Genomic DNA, 21,326 nt, shown 5'->3' with positions numbered 1-21,326 from the left:
GCAGCGGCATCCCCATAGGATTGATGTCGTGACGAAACCTCGCCTTTACTCCGGAATGCAGCCCTCCGCCGACTCCCTCCAGATCGGCAACTACATCGGCGCGCTCCTTCAGTGGCGGGACCTGCAGACGTCGTACGACGCGTACTTCTCCGTCGTCGACCTGCACGCGCTGACCGTCGCCCAGGATCCGAACGAGCTGCGCGAGAAGACGCGCCGCACCGCTGCCCAGTACATCGCCGCCGGCATCGAGCCGTCCCTGTCGACGCTGTACGTGCAGTCGCACGTGCGGGCGCACGCCGAGCTCGCCTGGATCCTCAGCACCATCACGGGCTTCGGCGAGGCCGGGCGGATGACCCAGTTCAAGGACAAGTCCGCCCGCTACGGGCAGGATGCGACGAGCGTGGGTCTCTTCACGTATCCGGTGCTCATGGCCGCCGACATCCTGCTCTACCAGACCGACGTCGTGCCCGTCGGTGACGATCAGAAGCAGCACGTCGAACTCACCCGCGATCTCGCCGAGCGCTTCAACTCGCGCTTCGGGACCACGTTCACCGTGCCCATGCCGGTCATCCAGAAGGAGACCGCCCGCATCTACGATCTGCAGAACCCGACGTCGAAGATGTCGAAGTCGGCGGAGAGCGATGCCGGCGTGCTGTGGATGCTCGACGACCCGGCGAAGTCGGCGAAGAAGATCATGCGCGCCGTGACCGACAACGAGGGGTCCGTGCGCTTCGACCGGGAGAACAAGCCCGGCGTCTCGAACCTCCTGACCATCTACGCGGCCCTCACCGGACGTCAGGTCGCCGCCATCGAGGACGAGTACGCAGGACGCGGCTACGGCGACTTCAAGAAGGGCCTCGCCGAGGTCGTGGTCGAAGAGTTCACCCCGGTGCGCGCACGCGCGCTGGAGCTTCTGGACGACCCCGCAGAGCTCGATCGCATCCTCGCCGAGAACGCAGGACGAGCGGATGCCGTCGCCGACGCGACCCTGTCGGATGTCTACGACCGGGTGGGTCTGCTCCGCCGCGTGTGAGGATGGCGGCCTCTAGGATGGGGGCGTGACCGATCCGCAGCTGCCCCCTCCGTCCGGCGCCGTACCTCCTGCTCCGCCCGTGCCCTTCGGAGCGGCGCCTCCGGCGTATCCGGCTGCTCCACTGGCCGCGGCACCGCAGCCACCCGTGGCGGCTCCTCCGGCATACCAGGCGCCTCTCGCCCCTCCGGCGTACCAGGGGTCTCCCGCGTATCCCGCCGTCCCCGTCCCCCAAGCAGCACCCCCCGGCGCCTACCAGGTTCCGGTGGGCGGCTACTCCGCTCCGGCCGGCGCGTACACGGTGCCCGACGCTGCTCCGCGCGCCTCGGGCTTCCTCGGGATCCTCGCCCTGATCTTCGCGATCGTCGCGGCCGTCGTCACGCCGATCATCGCCGGCGTCGCGGGTTTCGAGATCGGACGACGCCTCCCGGAGGGCATCTCCACCACAAGCGACGACGTCCTCAGCGTCCTCTCCCCCGCGCGCGATCAGGTGCTCTGGGCAGAGCTGTCGTTCTGGACAGGCACGATCCTCGGGATCGCGGCGATCGTGATCGGCATCATCGCCATCCGCAGGAAGCAGGGCCGCGGCGCGGGCATCGCGGCGCTGGTCGTCGCGGTGGTCGCCCCGATGATCTTCTTCGTCGTGCTGAGCGTCGCCTTCTCCACCGGCGGTGCGGCCGGTTTCGTCGGCTTCGTCAGCTGACGCGCTGACGCCCGCGGTCCGTCGGGGTCAGCGGGGCGCGTGGTGCTTCTGCTGCGCTGCCAGCAGCCCCTCGGCCACGAGAAGCTCGACCGCGTCGGCGGCATCCGAGACGAGGATGGGCAGGTTGGGCCGCTCCTCCTTACCGAACGGCGAGAGCACCCAGTCGGCGGGATCCTGGCGTCCGATCGGCCGGCCGATGCCCACTCGCACGCGCGGGAACTCGGGGGTCCCGAGCGCACGCGCGATGTCGCGCACGCCGTTGTGGCCGCCGTGTCCGCCGCCGATCTTCAGCTTGACCGTGTCGAACGGGATGTCGAGCTCGTCATGCACGACGATGACCCGCTCCGCCGGCACCGAGTAGAAGCGCACGAGCGCGGCGACGGGAGTGCCCGACACGTTCATGAAGGTGTTCGGCTTGGCGAGGACGAGCTTGTCCGCACCGGGTCGCAGCCAGGTCTCGACGACCCGCGCGCCGCCCTTGTGCTCGCGGAAGCTCTCGCCGCGTCGCGCCGCGAGCTCGTCGACGACCATCTGGCCGACGTTGTGCCGGGTGCTCTCGTAGCGCGGGCCAGGATTGCCCAGGCCCACCACCAGCCAGGTCGATGGCATGTCCTCGTCCTCTCGTGCCGCGTCCTGCGAGGGACCCGGTCAGGATACGACAGAGGGGACGCGATCCGATCGCGTCCCCTCTGCCCTGAAACTGTCGGAGATCACTCCGCAGCGGACTCCTCGGCTGCGGCGTCGCCCTCGGCTGCGGCGTCGCCCTCGGCGCCCTCAGCGGCCTCGCCCTCTTCGCCGAGGTCGATCTCGGCGGGAATGGCGATCGCGACGACGAGCACCTCGGGGTCGGCCAGCAGGGTCGAACCCTTCGGCAGCTTCACGTCTGCGGCGGTGATCTGCGCACCCTCTTCGAGACCCTCGACGGAGACCTCGACGTTCTGCGGGATGTGCGTGGCCTCGGCCTCGATCGACAGCGTGTTCGCGTCCTGGTTGACGATCGTGCCCGGAGCGGGCTCGCCGGTGACGATGACGGGAACGTCAATCGTGACCTTCTCGCCCTTGCGCACGACGAGCAGGTCGATGTGCTCGATGATCTGGTGCACGGGGTCCTTCTGGACGTCCTTGACCAGGGCGAGCTGCTCCTTGCCCTCGATGTCGAGCTCCAGCAGCGCGTTGGCGCGGCGGATGATGAGCGCGACCTGGTGGCCCGGCAGCGCGACGTGCACCGGCTCGGTGCCGTGGCCGTAGATGACGGCGGGGATCTTGCCGGCAGCGCGGAGGCGGCGGGCGAAGCCCTTGCCGAAGCTCTCGCGGAGCTCGGCGTGGACCTTGGTGTCTTCAGACATGAGGTTCTCCTTCAGGACACGCAGCGAAGGCGCCGCGCGGTGGTCTTGGAATTGTGAGCTCGAACGCAGACGCGTGAGGAAAGCCACCGGGCTTGCTTCGCCGCGTCGATAACGGATGTCCGCGCACGCGCAGAAGCATCCCTCGCCGAGGTACAGACTCAATGGTACCGGATGAGCCGTTAGGCTGAGTACACCGGTCCTTTTCTGCAGATCACGGAGAACCTCATGCTCGACGGCGCCTTCCTCTCGCACGCACTTCTCTGGCTCATCGGAGCGATGACCGTGTGCGCCGTCGTGGGCAGCTTCGCCGCGCTGTTCTCCATGGGCCGTTCCGGCTACCGCAAGGATTGAGCCCGCGGCGCCGGCCGGCGCCGACGCCTGAGCGCCCGCCTCAGTAGAACTCGACCGTGTCAACCACGGCGCGAAGCTCTGCACCGTCGAGCAGGCGCGTGGCGTTCTCGGCGAACCGTCGCGCGATGCGCTCCTCCTCGTTCGAGTTGAGCGCCGCGGTATGCGGGCTGACCAGCACGTTCGGGTGATCCCACAGCGGGGATGCCGCGTCGAGAGGCTCGCGCTCGAAGACGTCGAGTCCGGCGAACGCGACTCGCCCGTCATCGAGCGCCGCGAGCAGCGCGGCCTCATCCACGACCGTGCCCCGTCCGACGTTCGTCAGGATCATTCCGGGCTTGACGGCGGCGAGCACCTCTTCGCCGATGAGGTGATGGGTCTGCTCGGTGCCGGGGAGCGTGATCACGATGGCATCCACCTCGCCCACCGCGTCGACGAGCCTGTCGAGCGGCACGAGACGATCCACGCCCTCCACCGGTTCCCCGGAGCGGGTCGTACCCCAGACCTGGGCTCCCAGGGCGTGGAAGCGCCGCGCGCACTCCGCGCCGATGCCGCCGAGTCCGACGATCAGCACCGTCATCTCGTCGAGCTGCCGCATCTGCCAGCGATCGGGCCAGGTCCGGCTCCGCTGATCCGTCAGCAGACGCGGAAGCCCCTTCGCACCGGCCAGGACGGCGAAGAGGGAGAACTCCGCGAGCGTGCCACCGTGCACACCCGCACTCGTCGTGAAGACGACGCGGTCGAGTTCGGCGCGGGAGAGCTCGGCCGCCCGCACCGTGCTGCCGCCACCCGCGGCCGTCGTCATGACCCAGCGCAGACGCGGGTTCGCCCTCACGGTGCGCGCCAGGGCCGCGGCATCGACGTCGGGAGCGCCGAACAGCGCATCGGCAGAGTCGACGAGGGCGTCGAACGCGGCCTGCTGCTCCGGCGTGCGGACGAAATCGGGGTCGCCGGTCCAGTCGGCAGGGCCGCGCATCGGCGGCAGCAGGTCCTGATCGCGGACGACCTCGACACGCGGCTCGAGCGTCTCGATGAGGCGGCAGAGCTCCTCCGGCAGCGGTACCGCGACGACGGCGCGCAATCTGTTGTCCGAACCGACCATGCTGATCCTTCCTTCGACGACCGGGTCCAGCGTATGACCTCCGGATCGCCCTGCGCGCCGCCACCGCCCGGCTTTCGTCGCAATCCGTGACACGGGGCGCACGCGCCTCCTGCACAGCGATACGCTGAAAGCACCCCTTCTTCACGATCGAGGAGCCTTTCTGTGCCCGAAGCATCAGCGAACATCGGAGTCGTCGGACTCGCCGTCATGGGTTCGAACCTCGCCCGCAACCTCGCCAGCCGCGAGGGCAACACGGTGGCGATCTTCAACCGCAGCCACGAGAAGACCGAGACCCTCGTCTCGGAGCACCCCGAGGCCGGTTTCGTCCCGGCGAAGACCTACCAGGAGTTCGCCGACTCGCTGCAGAAGCCGCGCACCGCGATCATCATGGTGAAGGCCGGTGGCCCGACGGATGCCGTGATCGACTCGCTCGTCGAGGTCTTCGAGCCCGGCGACATCATCGTCGACGGCGGCAACGCCTACTTCCCCGACACGATCCGCCGCGAGAAGGCGGTACGTGAGACCGGCATCAACTTCGTCGGCGCCGGTATCTCCGGCGGCGAGGAGGGTGCTCTCACCGGCCCCTCGATCATGCCCGGCGGCTCGGACGAGTCGTGGATCACGCTCGGCCCGATCCTGAAGTCGATCGCCGCGGTCGCCGAGGGCGAGCCGTGCGTCACGCACGTCGGCCACGACGGAGCCGGCCACTTCGTGAAGATGGTGCACAACGGCATCGAGTACGCCGACATGCAGCTGATCGCCGAGGCGTACGACCTCATCCGCCGCGGCACGGGCAAGTCCCCCGCCGAGATCGCCGACATCTTCGCCGAGTGGAACACCGGCGAGCTGGAGTCGTACCTGATCGAGATCACGGCCGAGGTGCTCCGCCAGGTGGATGCCGAGACCGGCAAGCCGCTCGTCGACATCATCCTCGACCAGGCCGGAGCAAAGGGCACCGGCGCCTGGACCGTGCAGACCGCCCTGTCGCTCGGGGTGCCCGTGTCGGGCATCGCGGAGGCCACGTTCGCCCGCTCGCTGTCGTCGCACCCCGAGCAGCGCGCGGTCTCCGTCGCGCTCCCCGGCCCGTCAGAGGAGTTCACGGTCGCCGACGAGGCCGCGTTCATCGAGGACGTCCGGCTCGCGTTGTACGCCTCCAAGATCGTGGCCTACTCGCAGGGCTTCGACGAGATCCGCGCCGGCGCCGCCGAGTACGGCTGGAACATCGACCTGGGGGCGATCTCGAAGATCTGGCGCGGCGGCTGCATCATCCGCGCGCAGTTCCTCAACCGCATCGCCGACGCGTACCAGGCTCAGCCGGAGCTGCCGGTGCTGCTCACCGCCCCGTACTTCACCGAGGCGATCACCCGCGCGCAGGCGTCCTGGCGTCGTGTCGTGGTCGCGGCCGCGCAGGCCGGCATCCCGGCTCCCGCCTTCTCGTCGTCGCTGTCGTACTACGACGGCATCCGCGCCGACCGGCTTCCCGCCGCGCTCGTGCAGGGACAGCGTGACTTCTTCGGCGCGCACACCTACAAGCGCATCGACAAGCCGGGCACCTTCCACACGCAGTGGTCGGGCGACCGCACCGAGATCGAGGCGGAAGACACGCACTGAGCGGTTCGTCTTCGTCCACTCCTCACCCGGGTGAGGAGTGGACGGAGTACCCGCTGAGCGCGCTGCTGACGCCGCGGGAGCTCGCGCCCGAGCCTGCCGGCTTCGATGAGTTCTGGCATGCGACTTTCACGGAGTTCGGCACCGGTCCGGTCGACTGGCGGCTCGTGGACGACCGAGCGTCGACCGCGTCGCATCGGATCACGGAGATCGCGTTCGACTCCTCCGCCGGCGAACAGGCGGTGGCGTACGTGATGGTGCCGCACGTGGCGGCGTCCGTCCGACGGGGCCTCGTCGTCGGGCACGGCTACGGCGGGCGCGACGCTCCCGACGTCGACATCGTGGCGGCCGACACCGCCGCGATCTTCCCCTGTGCGCCCGGGCTGTCTCCGGGAGCACCGAGCCGCTTCCCGGCTGCCCCGTCCGCGCATGTCCTCGCCGGCATCGCACACCGCGACACCTACTCGCACCGCTTCGCCGCCGCCGACCTCTGGCGGGCGGCGACCGTCCTGCTCGACATCGCCCCGGAGGCGGTCGCAGCCCTCGACTACAGCGGCAGCAGCTTCGGCGGCGGAATCGGGGCGATGGCCCTCCCCTGGGATCCCCGTTTCCGCCGCGCCTCACTCGACGTACCGAGCTTCGGGAACCACGCCGTGCGGCTGACGCGGCGGTGCACCGGCAGCGGTGAGGCCGTGAGGCAGCACCTGCGCCGACACCCCGACGACCGGCTCGTGCTCGACTACTTCGACGCGGCGATCGCGGCACGACGGCTCCGGCTTCCGGTACACGTCAGCGCTGCGGTGCTCGATCCTGCGGTCGACCCGCGCGGGCAGTTCGCGATCTATCACGCGCTGACCGGGCCGAGACGCCTGAGCGTCCGGGCGAACGGTCACCTCGAGGGGTCTGCGGGCGAGCAGGCCGACCGGCTGGCGCTGCAGGCCGGCATCGACTTCCTGGCGCTTCCGGACGAACGCCTCGTCTGAGCATCCGCCGTCTCGCCTTCTCGGTCAGACGAGGATGTTGTGGTTGCGGCGGAACACGTTCTGCGGATCCCACGTCGCCTTCACCTCGCGCAGTCGAGCGAGCGCGGCTTCGGTGAACATGCCCGGAACCGCCTCTGGGCGCTCGGTGTCGGCGAAGTTGCCGTACTCGGCGAGACGACCCGCCTGGATCCCCGACCAGTCCGAGCGGATCGACGCCCGCGCCTCGTCATCGACCAGGCCCGGGATGTCGAAGGCGCCGGCCATCACGAACCATTTCGCGGATCGCGCCGGGAATGCCGTGTCTTCCTGCGGCACCTCGCCGAACGCGCCTCCCAGCGATCGCAGGAAGACGACGGATGCCGGATATGCGAGGCGGAACGCGACAAGGCGCTCGATCAGCGCGTCGTCGAGTTCGGCATACAGACCGTTGCCGCCGATGAACCCCGGCGCGGCCTGCTCTTCGCCTTCGGGCTCCGGCATCTCGAGCAGAACCTCACGGTAGGCCGGAGACGTGATCTCCGTGTGCACACCGTCGAGCGCGGAGATCGGCTCCAGCACCGCGCGCAGACGGTCGGGGTCCGGCGCTGCCCAGACAGCGCTCAGTCGCGCGCCGGCCGGCGCGCTCGGATCCATCGCCGGCACGTCCATGTAGGTCACGGTGAGCTCGCGCGGCGCCTCGCGGAGCAGTTCCCGCGCGGCGCGCAGCACGGGTGCGGCATCGCCGTCGATCACATTCTCGGCGAACGCGATGCCCGGGAGCGGGTGAGCGGAGAAGTCGAACCGGGTGATCACACCGAAGTTGCCTCCGCCGCCGCGCAGCGCCCAGAAGAGGTCGGGGTGGGCCTCGGCCGACGTCTCGACGATCTGGCCGGACGCGGTCACCACCTGCGCGCCGACGAGCTGATCGACGGCGAGCCCCCAGGAGCGCACCATCCACCCGATCCCGCCGCCGAGGGTGAGGCCGCCGACCCCGACCGACGCCGTGTCGCCGGAGCTGATGGCCAGTCCGTGTGCGGCCAGCGTCGTCGCGACGCCGCCCCACACGGCACCGCCGCCGATGTGGACGGTCGTGCCGTCGACCTCGACCGCGGACAGCGCGCCCAGGTCGAGGCGGATGCCGTCGGCGAGGTCGTGCGACCACGGCCCGTGCCCGCCGGAGACGACCGTCAGAGGGACGGCCCCCTTCGCCGCTTCGACGACGATGGCGGCGATCTCTTCCGGGGTGGAGGGACGACGGACCGAGGATGCCGCAGCATCGGTGATGTCAGCCATGTCGACATGGTAGCCACGCCGTCGGACATCTCACAGCGGAACCATAACGAACTCCATAGAAATCACATAGGAGATTCCGCAGAATGGGTCCATGACCAGTGACCTGCCCGACCTCCGCCGTCCGGATGGCTCTCCGCTTCGCATCCTCGCCGTCGATGACGAGCAGATGCTCACCGACCTGCTCGCGATGGCGCTGCGCATGGAGGGGTGGGAGGTGCGCACCGCGTCGTCGGGCATGGAGGCCCTCCAGGTCGCGCGCGAGTTCGAGCCCGACGCCCTCGTGCTCGACATCATGATGCCCGACCTCGACGGCATGGCCGTGCTGCGCAGACTGCGAGAATCGGGCAGCCTCGTGCCGGTGCTGTTCCTCACGGCGAAAGATGCCGTGGGCGACCGGGTCGCGGGACTCACGGCCGGCGGAGACGACTACGTCACGAAGCCGTTCAGCCTGGAGGAGGTCATCGCACGGCTGCGCGCGATCATCCGCCGCACCGGTCACGCCACCGCGGACGACGGACAGTCCATCCTGCGCGTCGCCGACCTCATGCTCAACGAGGACAGTCACGAGGTCGTGCGCGACGGTGTCGAGATCGACCTCACTGCGACCGAGTTCGAGCTGCTGCGGTACCTGATGCGCAACGAACGGCGCGTGCTCTCGAAGGCGCAGATCCTCGACCGGGTCTGGAGCTACGACTTCGGCGGCAAGTCCTCGGTGGTCGAGCTCTACATCTCGTACCTGCGCAAGAAGATCGACGCGGGGCGCACGCCGCTGCTCCACACCGTCCGCGGCGTCGGCTACATGATCAAGGCGCCCCAGTGAGCCCAGCGGCGATGACACGGCGACCGATGAGCCTGCAGACACGGCTGATGACCGCCGTGATCGGGTTCGTGTCGCTGATCCTCGTCATCGTCGCGATCATCACCAGTGCGACGCTGGGGCGGACCATGGAGGACCAGCTCGACCAGAAGGTGAGCAGCAATGCGCACGCCCTGGTGCGCGTGACCGAGGCTTTCGCACCCTCCTCCGCGACCGCGCAGAACATCCTGACGGGTCCGTTCGCCCCGCCCGCCGGAATCCTCTTCGTCGTCTCGAGCCCCGTGACGGGATACAGCGGCGCCATCGTGAAGAGCACTCCCGGAGACGAGCTCACCGGCACCCTGGAGACGCTCAGCAAGACGCAGATGGCCGAGGTCGCCGCGGCCCTGGTGGACAGATCCGTGGCCACGGTCTCCCTCACCGACCTCGGCTCGTACCGGATCATGGCGCTTGCCACGAACAACGGCGTCGTCGTCATCACGGGCCTCCCCCGCGACGACATCCAGAATCAGCTCACTCAGCTGCTCACCGTGATCGCTCTCGCGACGATCGGCGGCCTGATCCTGCTCGCCCTGACCACGGCGATCACCATCCGGGTGAGCCTTCGTCCGCTTCGCGCCGTCGCGAGAACCGCGACGCGGGTGGCCAACCAGCAGCTGGATCGCGGTGAGGTGATCATCACCGAGCGTGTCCCGGCATCCGAAGCCGATCCTCGAACCGAGACGGGCCTCGTCGGCGCCTCGTTGAACAAGCTTCTCGACCATGTGAACACCTCGCTCGCGGCCAGGCAGAAGAACGAGGAGCAGATGCGCCGCTTCGTGGCCGACGCCAGCCACGAGCTCCGCACGCCTCTCGCGTCGATCCGGGGCTACTCGGAGCTGTCGCTGCGCGCGCTGCGGCAGGATCCGGAGCGCGCGAACGGGCCGGATGCGATCGAGAGCACGACCTCGTCGCTGGAGCGCATCCAGGCGCAGTCGCTCCGGATGACCCGTCTCGTCGAGGATCTGCTGCTGCTCGCGCGACTCGACGAGGGCCGCGAGCTGGTCTACGGGACGGTCGACCTCACCCAGTTGGCTCTCGAGGGCCTGTCGGACGCCCGTCCGACGGCTGCCGACCACCACTGGGCCATCGACGTTCCCGACGAACCCGTCACGATCGTCGGCGACGCCGGCCGGATGCACCAGGTGGTCGCGAATCTGCTCGCGAACGCCCGCACGCACACGCCCGCCGGCACCACGATCACGCTCAGCGTGGGCCGAGAGGGTGGGGACGCCGTCCTGCGCGTGCACGACGACGGACCGGGGATCGATCCGGCCCTCCGCGATGAGCTCTTCGACCGGTTCGCGCGCGGAGACACCTCTCGTGCGCGGCAGACCGGCGGCACCGGGCTCGGCCTCGCGATCGTGAAGGCGATCGTCGACGGCCACGGCGGATCCATCACCGCGGCCAGCGAGCCCGGCGACACGACCTTCACGGTGCGCCTCCCGATCACTCCGGCAGCAGTCTCCAGCCAGCCCGAGGCCTGAGACGATTCGGCCGGGTACACATGTCGGGAGTTTTCACGGATGCCGGACGGAAACAGCGTTTCGGCCCGGCATCCGTGAGATCTCCCGACATCTGTGCCGTTCGGGCGGCAGCTGAGCCGGTCAGGCCCGCTCCCGGAGCCGCACGATCGCGGAGACGACGGCCGCCTCCACCGACGGCCACGCGTGGATGATCTGCGCGTAGTCGAACCTCAGGGTTTCGTAGCCGAGAGCGGAGGCGGCCGCATCGCGCACCCGGTCCCGGTGTCGCTGGTTCTCGCCGTGATGGTTGTCCTTGCCGTCGGCCTCGAGAATCAGGCGATCTCCGATCACGAAGTCCACCCTCCCCACCGAGGGAATGTCGACCTGGCATTCCAGACGGATGCCGCAAAGATGCAGTCTCAATCGCAGAATCGATTCGAGCCCGCTGGCGGCATCCGAACGGGCGAGATCGACGAGCCAATGGGCGTGCTGCGGCAGCCTGCGACGGATACGTCCGCATGCCGCTCGATTGACCTTGCGCTGCGCGAGCGCCGACTCGAGCGCGGCGAAGAACACCTCGTCCCCGGTGCAGCGATAGACGTGCACGAGCGCGTCCTCGAGGGGCGCGAGTCCGACGCTTGCGCGCCCGGCGAAGTAGTGTCCTACGCAATCGCAGTCCTGATGATGGCAACGGGCCTTGCCGCCGAGCAATACGTGTACTCCCGCGGAGGGCTTCAGCGTCCAGATGCCGTGGAGGCTCAGAGCTCGGGCGCAGGTCAGCGCACCACCGTGCCCCGCTGCGACGACAACATCCGGATATGCTGAAGACGTCGCGAACACGCCAGGCCGGACGCGAACGAGCACTCCACGGCGAACGTCGCCAGCCAGCCGCTTCCGAGTGAACCCGTATTGCTGGAGCAAGGTCCCTCGTGCCACTCCTCCGTGATGACTGACGATATGCGCTGCGGAAACCATCCGTCGATCCTGCCGCGCATCGCACGCTCACGGACGGCTACGGCTTGTTGTGGATGATGATCCGACGAAGTGGACGTTGTGCAGGAGCAGTCGCCGCACGAATGTCGGGAGTTTTCACGAATGCAGGGCGATACGACCGATTCCGGCCGACATCCGCACGATCTCCCGACATCCGTCCCGGCCGCGCCGCGGCCCGCGGCAAGCAGCGAACGCCCTCAGTACCCGGCGAACGCGTCGGTCGTGAGGGTGCGCGCCTTCTGGAGCGCCGGCGCGAGATCGGCGATCAGCCGCGGAGGACCCGAGATGAAGGCGTGCCGCCCCGCGATGTCGCCGACGGCCCGTTCGAGCGTCTCGGCGTCGAGCCGGGCCCCGCGCGCCCACGTCCAGTGCGCGGGCAGGTCGGCGGGCTCATCCTTGGTGAAGACGACGGTGCGCACTCCGGTCGCGGCGAGCTCGTCGCGGAACGCGAGTTCGCGAGCGTCGGATGCCACGTAGACGAGCACCACGTCGCGCTGCTGCCCCGTGGCCTGCAGCTGACGCAGCTGCGACACGAAAGGTGTGACGCCGATGCCGGCAGCCACCATCAGGATGGGCGCTTCGCCGCGGGGCAGGATGAAGTCGCCCCAGGTGCCCGTCACGGCGAGCGTCGTTCCGGGCTCGGCCTCGGCGAGCGCGCGCTTGTAGCTCGACGGATGCTTCTGGTCGCCGTTCTTGTAGGCGATGCGCAGCGTCGGCAGGTCGGCCGGCGCCGACACGATGCTGAACTCCCGCCGCGTGCCGCGGGCATCCGGCCGGTGGTGCGGCACGTCGAGCTCGAGGTACTGGCCGGGCAGGAACTTCACCTTGCCCTTGGCGCGGAAGGTCAGCTCCTGAGCCGTCGGCGTGACGAACTCCCGCCGCTCGAGCACGAGGCGCACCGACCCGCGCAGGGCGAAGGCGAAGGCCAGCAGGTTCCCGATCAGCAGTGCGCGCTCCTGACCGAGAGTGAAGAGCCCGGCGACCGAGATCGGCCAGCCGGCGAGCAGACCGACGACCGCGGCCACGGCGAACTGCTGCCGGCGGCGCGGCGGGAGAGTCAAGGGCTCCGAGACCATGAACGCGCCGAGGAACAGGAACGGCGACTGCAGCACAGCGAACTGCAGAGCGGTGAGGAAGTCGAACGAGAGGTCGAACTCCTGCGCCTGCACGGCCTGACGCGCGATCGACACGGCGACCGCGACGACCAGGAACACCAGCACCACACGCACCTTCTCCGTGCGCCAGAGGACCGCGAGTCCGAGGACCGCGACCGGGATCGCCATCGGCGGCGTGCCGATCCACCACGACGACGACGTGCCGAGCCATTCGAACGCGCCGAACGCCCCGAGGATCGAGACCACTGCGGCACCGAACGCGGCGGGGTTGAGGATGTGGCGGCCCCGCCAGGCGATCAGGTACTTCGACAGACTGGCCAGCGCACCCGCGATCGCGAGTCCGAGCAGCGACGACAGCTCCAGCCCGGGGCGGAGGACGAAGAGCAGGATCAGCGCGGTGACGAGTGACGACTCGATGCGCCACGGCAGGCGGAGGATGCGCTGCGCCGCCGCATCGACGAGGGAGATGACGACCGCGAGCACGAGGAACGAGGCGACCAGTTCGAGGGGGGCCGGCGAGACGATCACGCCGAGCAGCGACAGCACGAACGCGATGACCGCGAGCGCGGCGAGCGCGAAAAGCACCAGGCGGTACATCGACAGCGAGCCGAGAACAGCGAGGACGCGCTGTCGTGCGGCGGCGAGAGACGTGATCACGAGTTCCACTCTTCCCTAGTTCTCTGCGGCAGGGCGCGCTCCGCGCCCGCTCTCCACGACGAAGAGCTCGGCAGGACACCCCGGTGACCGCTGCACGCGGCCGTCGGTCGTCATCCGCACCCATTCGACGCCCCAGCTCTCCGCGAGCGCCGGTCCGCCGTCGAAGAAGAGCGCGGTGGCGACGGCATCCGCTCTCATGGCCTCCGGCGCGAGCGCCCAGGTCGCGGCCCAGGTGCGTACCGGCACACCCGTGCGGGCATCGAGCACGTGATGCAGTCCGTTCCCCCACGCTCGACGGTTGACGGCCGAGGCGCACAGCGCGCTATCCTGCACGCTCACGACGCCGATCGCCTTCGTCGGGTCGTACGGGTGCTCGAGCCCCACCCTGACCGCGGCACCGCGCACGCGCAGGTCTCCCCCGGCATCGACCACGAGGTCACCCGGAGTATCGGCGAGCACGGCCATGATCAAGTCCACGAGCCGCCCCTTGCCGAGCGCGCCAACGTCGAGCAGGGACGGAGCGGATGCCGTGACGGCATCGTCCGTCCACGACACGCGCTCGTCCCACACCGCCGGCGCAGCCAGCGGCTCCCCGGCGACGAGCGAATACTCCGCGTCGTAGCCGAGGGCGGCGAGGCTGTCGGCGACCAGCGGGTTCACCGCCCCGTCGGTCGCGGCTGACAGATCGCGGTAGGCGTCGAGCATCACCCCGGCATCCGGCGAGGCGAGGGTGCCGCCCTCGCGACCGAGTCGGGTCACGTCCGAGTCCGCACGGAATCGCGACCATTCGCGATCGAAGCGCTCGATCTCGGCGGCGACGGCGGCTCGGTCGCCCACACTCAGCTCGGCCGACGTCTCGATCTCCCAGCGGGTGCCGATCGCATCGAATCGCCAGCTCGCCATGACGCGGTCCCCGGCGCCTAGGCGGCGGCCTGCTCCTTGATCGACTCGACGGCGTCGTTGAACCCGGCGCTGGTGAGCGACGATCCCGCGACGCGGCTGACATTCAGATCGTCGATCGACTTGCCTTCGACCTCGTCGGCGATGCCGTCGATGAACTGCCCCTGGTAGTTCTCGGTCTCGGGCGCCTGCGGGTCGCCCGTGACCTCGACGTCGGTCACGACGCCGTCGGCCAGCGTCAGCGTGACGGAGATCTTCTCGACGGTCTCGGGCGTCTGGTACTGGCCGTCAGCGGTGTAGGTGCCGTCGGTGTAGGCGGCCGCGGAGTCGCCGCCGCTGGATTCGGAGTTCGAGCCGCTGTCGGTGCTCGCACCGTTCGTCGGCTCTTCCGTGTCGGGGGTGCCGGAGCAGCCGGCGAGGACGAGGAGTCCTGCGACGCCGATGAGGGCGGCTCCCTTGTGGACAGAGGTCGGTACGGTCGTGCGGATCATGATGGTCCTCCCGGCTCGGTGTCTCGCGACTGTATGCCGCTGAATCGACCGTAGGGAACCCTGCTATGCGCGGGCTGTGCCGATCCGATGTGTTACGCGTCGCCGCCGAACATGCTCGTGACGGAGCCGTCTTCGAAGACCTCGTGCACGGCACGGGCCAGCAGCGGCGCGATCGGAAGGATCGTGAGGCGGTCCCAGCGGCGCGACTCCGTGAGCGGGATCGTGTCGGTGACGACGACCTCGTCGATCGATGCGTCCTGCAGACGCTCGTTGGCCGGGTCGCTGAAGATCGCGTGCGTGGCTGCGACGATGACGCGGTGGGCGCCCGCCGCCTTCAGGGCCTGCGCGGCCTTGACGATCGTGCCGCCGGTGTCGATCATGTCGTCGACCAGCAGGCAGGTGCGGCCGTCGACGGTTCCGACGATCTCGTGCACGGAGACCTGGTTCGCGACCTTCGGGTCGCGGCGCTTGTGGATGATGGCCAGAGGCGCGCCGAGGCTGTCGGACCACGTGTCGGCGACGCGGACGCGGCCCATGTCGGGCGATACCACCGTGAGGATCTCGCGGTCCTCGGGGCTGAGGGTGCGCTGGAAGTGCTCGAGGAGCACGGGCTTCGCGAACAGGTGGTCGACGGGCCCGTCGAAGAAGCCCTGGATCTGCGCGGCGTGCAGGTCGACGCTCATCACGCGGTCCGCACCGGCGGTCTTGAGCAGGTCGGCGACGAGACGGGCGCTGATCGGCTCGCGACCGCGGCCCTTCTTGTCCTGACGCGAATACGGATAGTACGGGGCGACGACGGTGATGCGCTTGGCCGACGCGCGCTTTGCGGCGTCGATCATGATGAGCGTCTCCATGAGCCACTCGTTCACCGGCTCGCCGAACGTCTGGAAGAGGAAGAGGTCGCAGCCGCGGATCGACACCTCGAAGCGGGCGTAGATCTCGCCCGAGGCGAAGGTGCGGTGCTCGGTCGGCGCGATCTCGGTGCCGAGAGCCTCGGCGACCGCCGCGGTCAGGGCCGGATGCGAACGCCCTCCCGCGATGACCAGGCGCTTCTTGGTCTTGGCGACGAGGCCGGGCGCAATGCCGTTGTCGCGATCCAGATCGACGATCTTCTTCTTACGCGCCATGTCCGCCTATTCCGCCTATTCCGCCGAATTCTCGCGGGATGCAGCATCCGCCGCACCCGTGCCTGCTCTGTTCTTCTCGACCCACCCCTCGATGTTGCGCTGAGGGGCCACGGTCATGGCCAGGGCGCCGGCGGGGACATCCTTGCGGACGACGGCGCCTGCACCGGTCTTCGCACCTGCTCCCAGCCTAACGGGCGCGACGAGCACGGTGTGCGATCCGGTGTGCACCTCATCGCCGATCTCGGTGCGGTGCTTGTTCACATCGTCGTAGTTGGCCGTGATGGTGCTCGCACCGAGGTTCACGCCGCGGCCGATCGTCGCATCGCCGACGTAGGAGAGGTGCGGCACCTTGCTGCCCTCGCCGATCTCGGCGTTCTTCGTCTCGACGTAGGCGCCGATCTTGCCCTTGGCGCCGAGGACGGTGCCGGGACGAAGGAACGAGAACGGTCCGACGGTGGCTTCGGCACCGATCACGGCGAGCGTGGCATCGGTGCGACGGACGGTCGCATCCTCGCCGACCTCGCAGTCGACGAGCGTCGTGTCGGGGCCGATGGTGGCGCCTGCGGAGATCGAGGTCGCGCGAAGGATCTGGGTGTTCGGGAGGATCGTGACATCCGGCGCGAGCGTCGCGTCGTCGTCGATCCAGGTGGTGGCCGGATCGATCACCGTGACGCCCTCGAGCTGCCAGCGGCGCACGATGCGCTGGTTCAGCAGACGACCGACCAGGGCGAGCTGGGCGCGATCGTTCACGCCGTACGTGACCGTGACGTCGGAGACGATGGATGCCGCGACGCGGTCGCCGTCGCGGCGCAGCAGACCGGGGACATCGGTGAGGTACATCTCGCCCTGCGCGTTCTCCACGCCGACCTGCGGCAGGTACGTGCGGAGGGTCGCGGCACGGAAGACGTACATGCCGGCGTTGATCTCGCGGACCGCGGCCTCGTCGTCGGTCGCGTCCTTCTGCTCGACGATGCGGTCGACGCCGCCGTCCGCGTCGCGGATGACGCGCCCGTAGCCGCGCGGATCATCCACCACGGCCGTCATCAGGGTCGCGGGTGCGCCGGACGCACGGTGCTCGCCGAGGAAGGCCGAGAGGGTGTCGACATCGGCGAGCGGGCAGTCGCCCGAGAGGACGAGCACGTCACCGTCGAAGTCGGCGGGCAGGGCCTCCACGGCCACCTGCACCGCGCGGCCGGTACCGGGGACGTCATCCTGATCGATGAACACGGCGTCGGGGTAGTCGGCGGTGAGCGCCGCGACGACCTGGTCGCGCTCGTGGCGCACGACGACCTCGATGTGCTGCGCCGCCAGCCGCGTGGCGGTGGTCAGCACGTGCCCGACCAGCGGACGACCGCCGATCGGGTGGAGCACCTTGGGAAGGCGCGACTTCATGCGCGTGCCCTGCCCTGCGGCGAGGATGATGATCGCGAGGTTACCTGTCATGCTCCGCCGCCAGGACTCGAACCTAGACCTAACAGCTCCAAAGGCTGTCGTGCTGCCATTACACCACGGCGGACCGCGCCGTCCGCGAGGACGCCGCCCGTCAAGTCTGCCACGTCCGCGCAGGGGATCCGCTGACGTGCGCCGCGTCATCCGACGGAAACACGCCTTTGGGATGCTGAGGAGATGAGCATCGTGATCGAACGGGTCGAGGAGGCGACCCCGGCCCTCGCCGCCTTCCTCGACGCACACCACGCGGACATGGCGGACACCGCGCCGGCCGAGAGCCGGCATGCGCTGCCCTTCGACCGTCTTCTCGCGCCCGGTGTGCGCCTCTTCGCCGGCTGCGCCGACGGCCGCCCGGTCGCCACCGGAGCCCTGGCCGCCGTCGAGGACGAGCATGAGGAGCTCAAGTCGATGCGAACGGATCCGGCGATGCGCGGCCAGGGGCTCGGCCGGGCCATGCTCGACTTCCTGCTGGCGGATGCTGCCGCTCGCGGCATCCGCCGGGTCTCGCTCGAGACCGGGAGCATGGACTTCTTCATCCCGGCCCGCGCACTCTACGCACGCGCGGGGTTCGTCGAGTGCGGACCCTTCGGCAGCTATCGCCCGGACCCGCTCAGCACGTTCATGACGCTCGCGCTGCCCGCAGCGTCCGTCGCAGGGGACGTTCGCACGGGATAATGAGCGGATGAGCGAAGAGGATGAGGTCGACCGGATCGTCGGCGCGTGGAACACGCAGCGCCCCGACCTCGACTTCTCCCCCCTCGAGGTGCTGTCCCGGATGGACCGCCTCTCGCGGCATCTCGATCGCGCCCGTCGGGACGTGTTCCGCCGCAGCGACCTCGAGCCCTGGGAGTGGGACGTGCTCTCCGCACTGCGCCGCGCGGGCTCGCCGTTCCAGCTCTCCCCCAAGCAGCTCCTCCAGCAGACGCTGGTGTCGAGCGGCACCATGACGAACCGCATCGACCGGCTCGTGGCGCGCCGACTGGTACGTCGTGAGGCGGATCCGGGCGACGGCAGGAGCGTGCTCGTCACATTGACGGAAGACGGCCGCACGCGCGTGGATGCCGCGATCACCCGCCTCGTCGACGTCGAGGCCGAGCTGCTCCGGGCGCTCTCCCGCGGCGACCGCGAGCGCCTGGCCGGGCTCCTGCGCAAGCTGAGTCTCAGCTTCGATTCATGATCGCGCATCTTCTCGCGGCCGGGCGCGTCTGATGGGCATGCCCTCTCCCCTGCCCATGCGCGACGGTGTCGGCGCGACGCGCCTGCATGTGCCGCTGACCGGTCCGTGGCCGACCGTGGCGGCGTACATGGTGGAGCGGTTCTTCCACCTCGATCCGGACCAGCTGCTGCAGCGATTCGATCGGGGCGAGATCGTGACGAGCGACGGGTCGGCCGTGGCACGTGACGCTCCTCTCGGCACCGTGGAGTTCGTCTGGTACTACCGCGAGCCGCCGGCCGAGCAGGCGATCCCCTTCACGGAGGAGATCCTCCACGAGGACGATCACCTCGTCGTCGTCGACAAGCCGCACTTCCTGCCGACGACGCCGGGCGGCAAGTTCCTGCAGAACTCCGCGCTGGTGCGGCTGCGCAACCGCCTGGGCAACCCCGACCTCGCGCCGATCCATCGTCTCGATCGTGCGACGGCGGGGCTGCTGATGTTCTCGGTGCGCCCGGCGACGCGCGGCGCCTACCAGCTCCTGTTCGAGAACCGGCAGGTGCAGAAGGTCTACGAGGCGGTGTCGGCGCGACCCGAGCAGTGGGACGACTCCCGCTTCCCGCTGGTGTATCGCAACCACATCGAGAAGCTCCGCGCTCAGGTGCGCGTCGAGGTCGACGACGAGCGCGAACCGAACGCCGAGACCCGCATCGAGGTGATCGACGCCGACGACCGGGTCGTACACACCCTGCTGCGACCGCACAGCGGCAAGATGCATCAGCTGCGCGTGCATCTCGCCGCAATCGGCCTGGGCATCCTCAACGACCGCTTCTATCCGACGCTGCTCGACGACGGGCCGGACGACTACTCCCGCCCCCTGCAGCTGCTCGCCCGCGAACTGCGGTTCGTCGATCCGCTGAGCGGCGAGGACCGCGTGTTCACCACGCGGCGGGTGCTCGCCGAGGCGCCCGTCAGCGGCGCATGATCTTGCGCGCGAGCCTCGTGCCGAGGAGCTGCACGAAGTGCACGAACACGACGATCAGCACGATCGCGGCCCACATCACCACCGGCTCGAACTGCCGGAAGCCGTAGATCTGCGCGAAGGCGCCGAGTCCGCCGCCGCCGATGAGACCGGCCATCGCGGTCATGTCGATCAGGGCCACGACGATGAACGTGTACCCCAGGATGAGCGGCCCGAGCGACTCCGGGATGGCGACGGTGAACAGGATGCGCCAGGGGCCGGCACCCATCGACCGCGCGGCCTCGATGACGCCCGGCGAGACGGACACCAGGTGCTGCTCGACGATGCGACCGATCGCGAAGGCCGCGGCGAGACCGATGATGAACGCACCGGCCGTCGTGCCGATGCCGACGCCGACCACCGCACGGGCGAACGGCTGCGCCACGGCCATGAAGATCACGAACGGGATCGGACGGAAGAAGTTGACCGCGAGGTTCGCGATCGTCGAGACGAAAGCATTCTGCACGAGGCCGCCCGGTCGCGTCACGTACAGGATGATGCCGATGACGAGCCCCAGCACGCCGCCGAGAACCAGCGCGAACGAGGTCATGTAGAGGGTCTCGAGGGCTGCTTGCCAGAACTCCGGTCCGAGTTCGATCAGACGATCCATCAGCGGGTCTCCTCTCCGGCGATCTCGGTGACTTCGACACGGTCTCCGATCGCCGCCAGCGCCCGATCGATCGCCGCGCTCTCCCCGCGGATGGCGAGCGTGAGGTGCCCGAAGGCGCGCCCGCGTATGTCGTTGATACCGCCGAACACGAGCTCGAAGTCGAGGCCCGCGCTCGCGAGGTCGAGGAAGACCTGCGCCTGGGAGGAGTCGCCGTCGCGGAACGAGAACGTGACGATGCGGCCCTGATGACGCTCGCGCAGCACGGCCAGCTCCGCCGGCGACGGGATGCCCTTGACGACCGTGCCGACGAAGCGCTGCGACGCCGGATTCTGCGGGGCCGAGAACACGTCGAACACGTCGCCCTGCTCGATGACCCGGCCGCGCTCCATCACCGCGACCTTCGTCGCGATCGTCTGGATTACGTCCATCTCGTGCGTGATGACGACGATCGTCACGCCCTGCTCCTGATTGACCCGCTTGAGCAGGTCGAGTACCTCGTGCGTGGTCTGCGGGTCGAGCGCGCTGGTCGCCTCATCGGCGAGGAGGATCGCCGGACCCGTCGCAAGGGCGCGGGCGATGCCGACGCGCTGCTTCTGGCCGCCGGAGAGCTGCTCGGGATAGGCCTTCGCCTTGTCGGAGAGCCCCACGAACGAGAGCAGCTCGGTGACCCTGGCCTCGATGTCGGCCTTCTTCCAACCGGCGAGCGTGAGCGGATAGGCGATGTTCGCCTTGACGCTGCGCGAGGAGAAGAGGTTGAACTGCTGGAAGATCATGCCGATCCCGCCGCGGATCCGGCGGAGCTCGCTCTCCTTGAGCGAGGTGATGTCGACGCCGTCGACGAGGATGCTGCCGGCGGTCGCCGGCTCCAGGGCATTGATCAGGCGGACGAGCGTCGACTTGCCGGCCCCGGAGTATCCGATGATGCCGAAGACGTCGCCCTTCTCGATCTCGAGGGTCACGTCGTCGACAGCGACGATCTCACCGTCTCCGGGGTTCCGTGAGGGGTAGGCCTTCGACACGTTCGTCAGGCTCACGATCGGCATGTGCTTCTCCGGTCTGGTTCTCGGGAAATGAGAATCGGGCGACGCACACGGCG

The 21,326-nt window shown here is 69.1% G+C and carries 22 protein-coding genes and 1 tRNA gene; 10 read left to right on the top strand and 13 right to left on the bottom strand.

Annotated elements, in window-relative coordinates; all coding sequences use genetic code 11:
* Positions 1 to 28 precede the first annotated feature (28 nt).
* Entirely contained in the window at positions 29 to 1,033 is a 1,005-nt protein-coding gene (gene trpS / locus LC452_RS19645) for a tryptophan--tRNA ligase (protein WP_223628409.1), read from the top strand.
* 25 nt (positions 1,034 to 1,058) lie between these two features.
* Positions 1,059 to 1,733 (top strand): hypothetical protein, encoded by a 675-nt coding sequence (locus LC452_RS19640; protein ID WP_223628408.1) that lies wholly within the window; start codon positions 1,059 to 1,061, stop codon positions 1,731 to 1,733.
* Positions 1,734 to 1,760: 27 nt separating this feature from the next.
* Here the strand turns inward: LC452_RS19640 and pth are convergent, their stop codons facing one another.
* Both pth and LC452_RS19630 read right to left on the bottom strand, forming a co-directional pair.
* Positions 1,761 to 2,342 carry an aminoacyl-tRNA hydrolase gene (pth, locus tag LC452_RS19635; RefSeq protein WP_223628406.1) on the bottom strand — a complete coding sequence of 194 codons (582 nt, stop codon included), beginning with the start codon at positions 2,340 to 2,342 and terminating at the stop codon, positions 1,761 to 1,763.
* Positions 2,343 to 2,443: 101 nt separating this feature from the next.
* On the bottom strand, positions 2,444 to 3,079 hold the full coding sequence (locus LC452_RS19630) for a 50S ribosomal protein L25/general stress protein Ctc (RefSeq protein WP_223628404.1): 636 nt from the start codon (positions 3,077 to 3,079) through the stop codon (positions 2,444 to 2,446).
* Positions 3,080 to 3,304: 225 nt separating this feature from the next.
* Here LC452_RS19630 and LC452_RS21985 point away from each other — a divergent pair, with 225 nt between their 5' ends.
* Positions 3,305 to 3,430, top strand: a complete 126-nt coding sequence (locus LC452_RS21985) for a hypothetical protein (protein ID WP_263294326.1) — start codon at positions 3,305 to 3,307, stop codon at positions 3,428 to 3,430.
* Positions 3,431 to 3,470: 40 nt separating this feature from the next.
* Here the strand turns inward: LC452_RS21985 and LC452_RS19625 are convergent, their stop codons facing one another.
* A complete protein-coding gene (locus tag LC452_RS19625) occupies positions 3,471 to 4,529 on the bottom strand; it encodes a D-2-hydroxyacid dehydrogenase (RefSeq protein WP_223628402.1) in 1,059 nt (352 codons plus the stop codon).
* Positions 4,530 to 4,691: 162 nt separating this feature from the next.
* Here LC452_RS19625 and gndA point away from each other — a divergent pair, with 162 nt between their 5' ends.
* Together gndA and LC452_RS19615 are read left to right on the top strand one after the other, a co-directional pair.
* Positions 4,692 to 6,140 (top strand): NADP-dependent phosphogluconate dehydrogenase, encoded by a 1,449-nt coding sequence (gene gndA, locus LC452_RS19620; RefSeq protein ID WP_223628400.1) that lies wholly within the window; start codon positions 4,692 to 4,694, stop codon positions 6,138 to 6,140.
* On the top strand, positions 6,095 to 7,120 hold the full coding sequence (locus LC452_RS19615) for an acetylxylan esterase (protein WP_223628399.1): 1,026 nt from the start codon (positions 6,095 to 6,097) through the stop codon (positions 7,118 to 7,120). Before gndA ends, LC452_RS19615 begins: the two co-directional genes overlap by 46 nt.
* A gap of 24 nt (positions 7,121 to 7,144) precedes the next feature.
* Here the strand turns inward: LC452_RS19615 and LC452_RS19610 are convergent, their stop codons facing one another.
* Positions 7,145 to 8,392 (bottom strand): FAD-binding oxidoreductase, encoded by a 1,248-nt coding sequence (locus LC452_RS19610; RefSeq protein ID WP_223628398.1) that lies wholly within the window; start codon positions 8,390 to 8,392, stop codon positions 7,145 to 7,147.
* Between the two features lie 91 nt (positions 8,393 to 8,483).
* Between LC452_RS19610 and LC452_RS19605 the strand changes: the two genes are divergently transcribed.
* Entirely contained in the window at positions 8,484 to 9,212 is a 729-nt protein-coding gene (locus tag LC452_RS19605) for a response regulator transcription factor (RefSeq protein ID WP_223628396.1), read from the top strand.
* Between the two features lie 26 nt (positions 9,213 to 9,238).
* Positions 9,239 to 10,735, top strand: a complete 1,497-nt coding sequence (locus LC452_RS19600; protein WP_223628394.1) for a cell wall metabolism sensor histidine kinase WalK — start codon at positions 9,239 to 9,241, stop codon at positions 10,733 to 10,735.
* Positions 10,736 to 10,855: 120 nt separating this feature from the next.
* On the opposite strand, the gene LC452_RS19595 is transcribed toward LC452_RS19600, so the two are convergent.
* From LC452_RS19595 to LC452_RS19565, 7 genes are all read right to left on the bottom strand, one after another.
* On the bottom strand, positions 10,856 to 11,689 hold the full coding sequence (locus LC452_RS19595) for an endonuclease domain-containing protein (protein ID WP_223628392.1): 834 nt from the start codon (positions 11,687 to 11,689) through the stop codon (positions 10,856 to 10,858).
* A 215-nt stretch (positions 11,690 to 11,904) separates the two neighbouring features.
* Positions 11,905 to 13,479, bottom strand: coding sequence for an FAD-dependent oxidoreductase (locus tag LC452_RS19590; RefSeq protein WP_223628390.1), 1,575 nt, complete (start codon positions 13,477 to 13,479; stop codon positions 11,905 to 11,907).
* A 15-nt stretch (positions 13,480 to 13,494) separates the two neighbouring features.
* Positions 13,495 to 14,382 carry an FAD:protein FMN transferase gene (locus tag LC452_RS19585; RefSeq protein WP_223628389.1) on the bottom strand — a complete coding sequence of 296 codons (888 nt, stop codon included), beginning with the start codon at positions 14,380 to 14,382 and terminating at the stop codon, positions 13,495 to 13,497.
* A 17-nt stretch (positions 14,383 to 14,399) separates the two neighbouring features.
* Entirely contained in the window at positions 14,400 to 14,870 is a 471-nt protein-coding gene (locus LC452_RS19580; protein WP_223628387.1) for an FMN-binding protein, read from the bottom strand.
* A gap of 92 nt (positions 14,871 to 14,962) precedes the next feature.
* Positions 14,963 to 15,997 carry a ribose-phosphate diphosphokinase gene (locus LC452_RS19575; RefSeq protein ID WP_223628385.1) on the bottom strand — a complete coding sequence of 345 codons (1,035 nt, stop codon included), beginning with the start codon at positions 15,995 to 15,997 and terminating at the stop codon, positions 14,963 to 14,965.
* Between the two features lie 15 nt (positions 15,998 to 16,012).
* Positions 16,013 to 17,440 carry a bifunctional UDP-N-acetylglucosamine diphosphorylase/glucosamine-1-phosphate N-acetyltransferase GlmU gene (gene glmU / locus LC452_RS19570; protein WP_223628383.1) on the bottom strand — a complete coding sequence of 476 codons (1,428 nt, stop codon included), beginning with the start codon at positions 17,438 to 17,440 and terminating at the stop codon, positions 16,013 to 16,015.
* Position 17,441: 1 nt separating this feature from the next.
* A tRNA-Gln gene (locus LC452_RS19565) sits at positions 17,442 to 17,513 on the bottom strand.
* 110 nt (positions 17,514 to 17,623) lie between these two features.
* On the opposite strand from LC452_RS19565, the gene LC452_RS19560 reads away from it, so the two are divergent.
* Genes LC452_RS19560 through LC452_RS19550 form a run of 3 tightly spaced genes read left to right on the top strand, consistent with a single transcriptional unit; the run spans position 17,624 to position 19,584 of the window.
* Complete coding sequence (locus tag LC452_RS19560; RefSeq protein ID WP_223628380.1) at positions 17,624 to 18,121, top strand: GNAT family N-acetyltransferase; 498 nt, start codon at positions 17,624 to 17,626, stop codon at positions 18,119 to 18,121.
* 7 nt (positions 18,122 to 18,128) lie between these two features.
* Entirely contained in the window at positions 18,129 to 18,623 is a 495-nt protein-coding gene (locus LC452_RS19555) for a MarR family winged helix-turn-helix transcriptional regulator (RefSeq protein WP_223628379.1), read from the top strand.
* A 37-nt stretch (positions 18,624 to 18,660) separates the two neighbouring features.
* Positions 18,661 to 19,584 carry a pseudouridine synthase gene (locus tag LC452_RS19550; RefSeq protein ID WP_223628378.1) on the top strand — a complete coding sequence of 308 codons (924 nt, stop codon included), beginning with the start codon at positions 18,661 to 18,663 and terminating at the stop codon, positions 19,582 to 19,584.
* Here the strand turns inward: LC452_RS19550 and LC452_RS19545 are convergent.
* Together LC452_RS19545 and LC452_RS19540 are read right to left on the bottom strand one after the other, a co-directional pair.
* The gene (locus LC452_RS19545; RefSeq protein WP_223628376.1) at positions 19,571 to 20,230 is read right to left on the bottom strand and encodes a methionine ABC transporter permease; all 660 of its coding nucleotides are present in this window, start codon (positions 20,228 to 20,230) and stop codon (positions 19,571 to 19,573) included. The genes LC452_RS19550 and LC452_RS19545 overlap by 14 nt on opposite strands.
* Positions 20,230 to 21,273: a methionine ABC transporter ATP-binding protein gene (locus LC452_RS19540; protein ID WP_223628374.1), complete on the bottom strand. Its 1,044-nt coding sequence runs from the start codon at positions 21,271 to 21,273 to the stop codon at positions 20,230 to 20,232. Before LC452_RS19540 ends, LC452_RS19545 begins: the two co-directional genes overlap by 1 nt.
* Between the last annotated feature and the right edge of the window lie 53 nt (positions 21,274 to 21,326).

Source organism: Microbacterium sp. EST19A (genome assembly GCF_019969685.1).
In the GTDB taxonomy this organism is placed as follows: domain Bacteria; phylum Actinomycetota; class Actinomycetes; order Actinomycetales; family Microbacteriaceae; genus Microbacterium.
The sequence above is the reverse complement of the archived record's forward strand: the minus strand, read 5'-3'. Positions and strand labels throughout refer to the sequence as shown.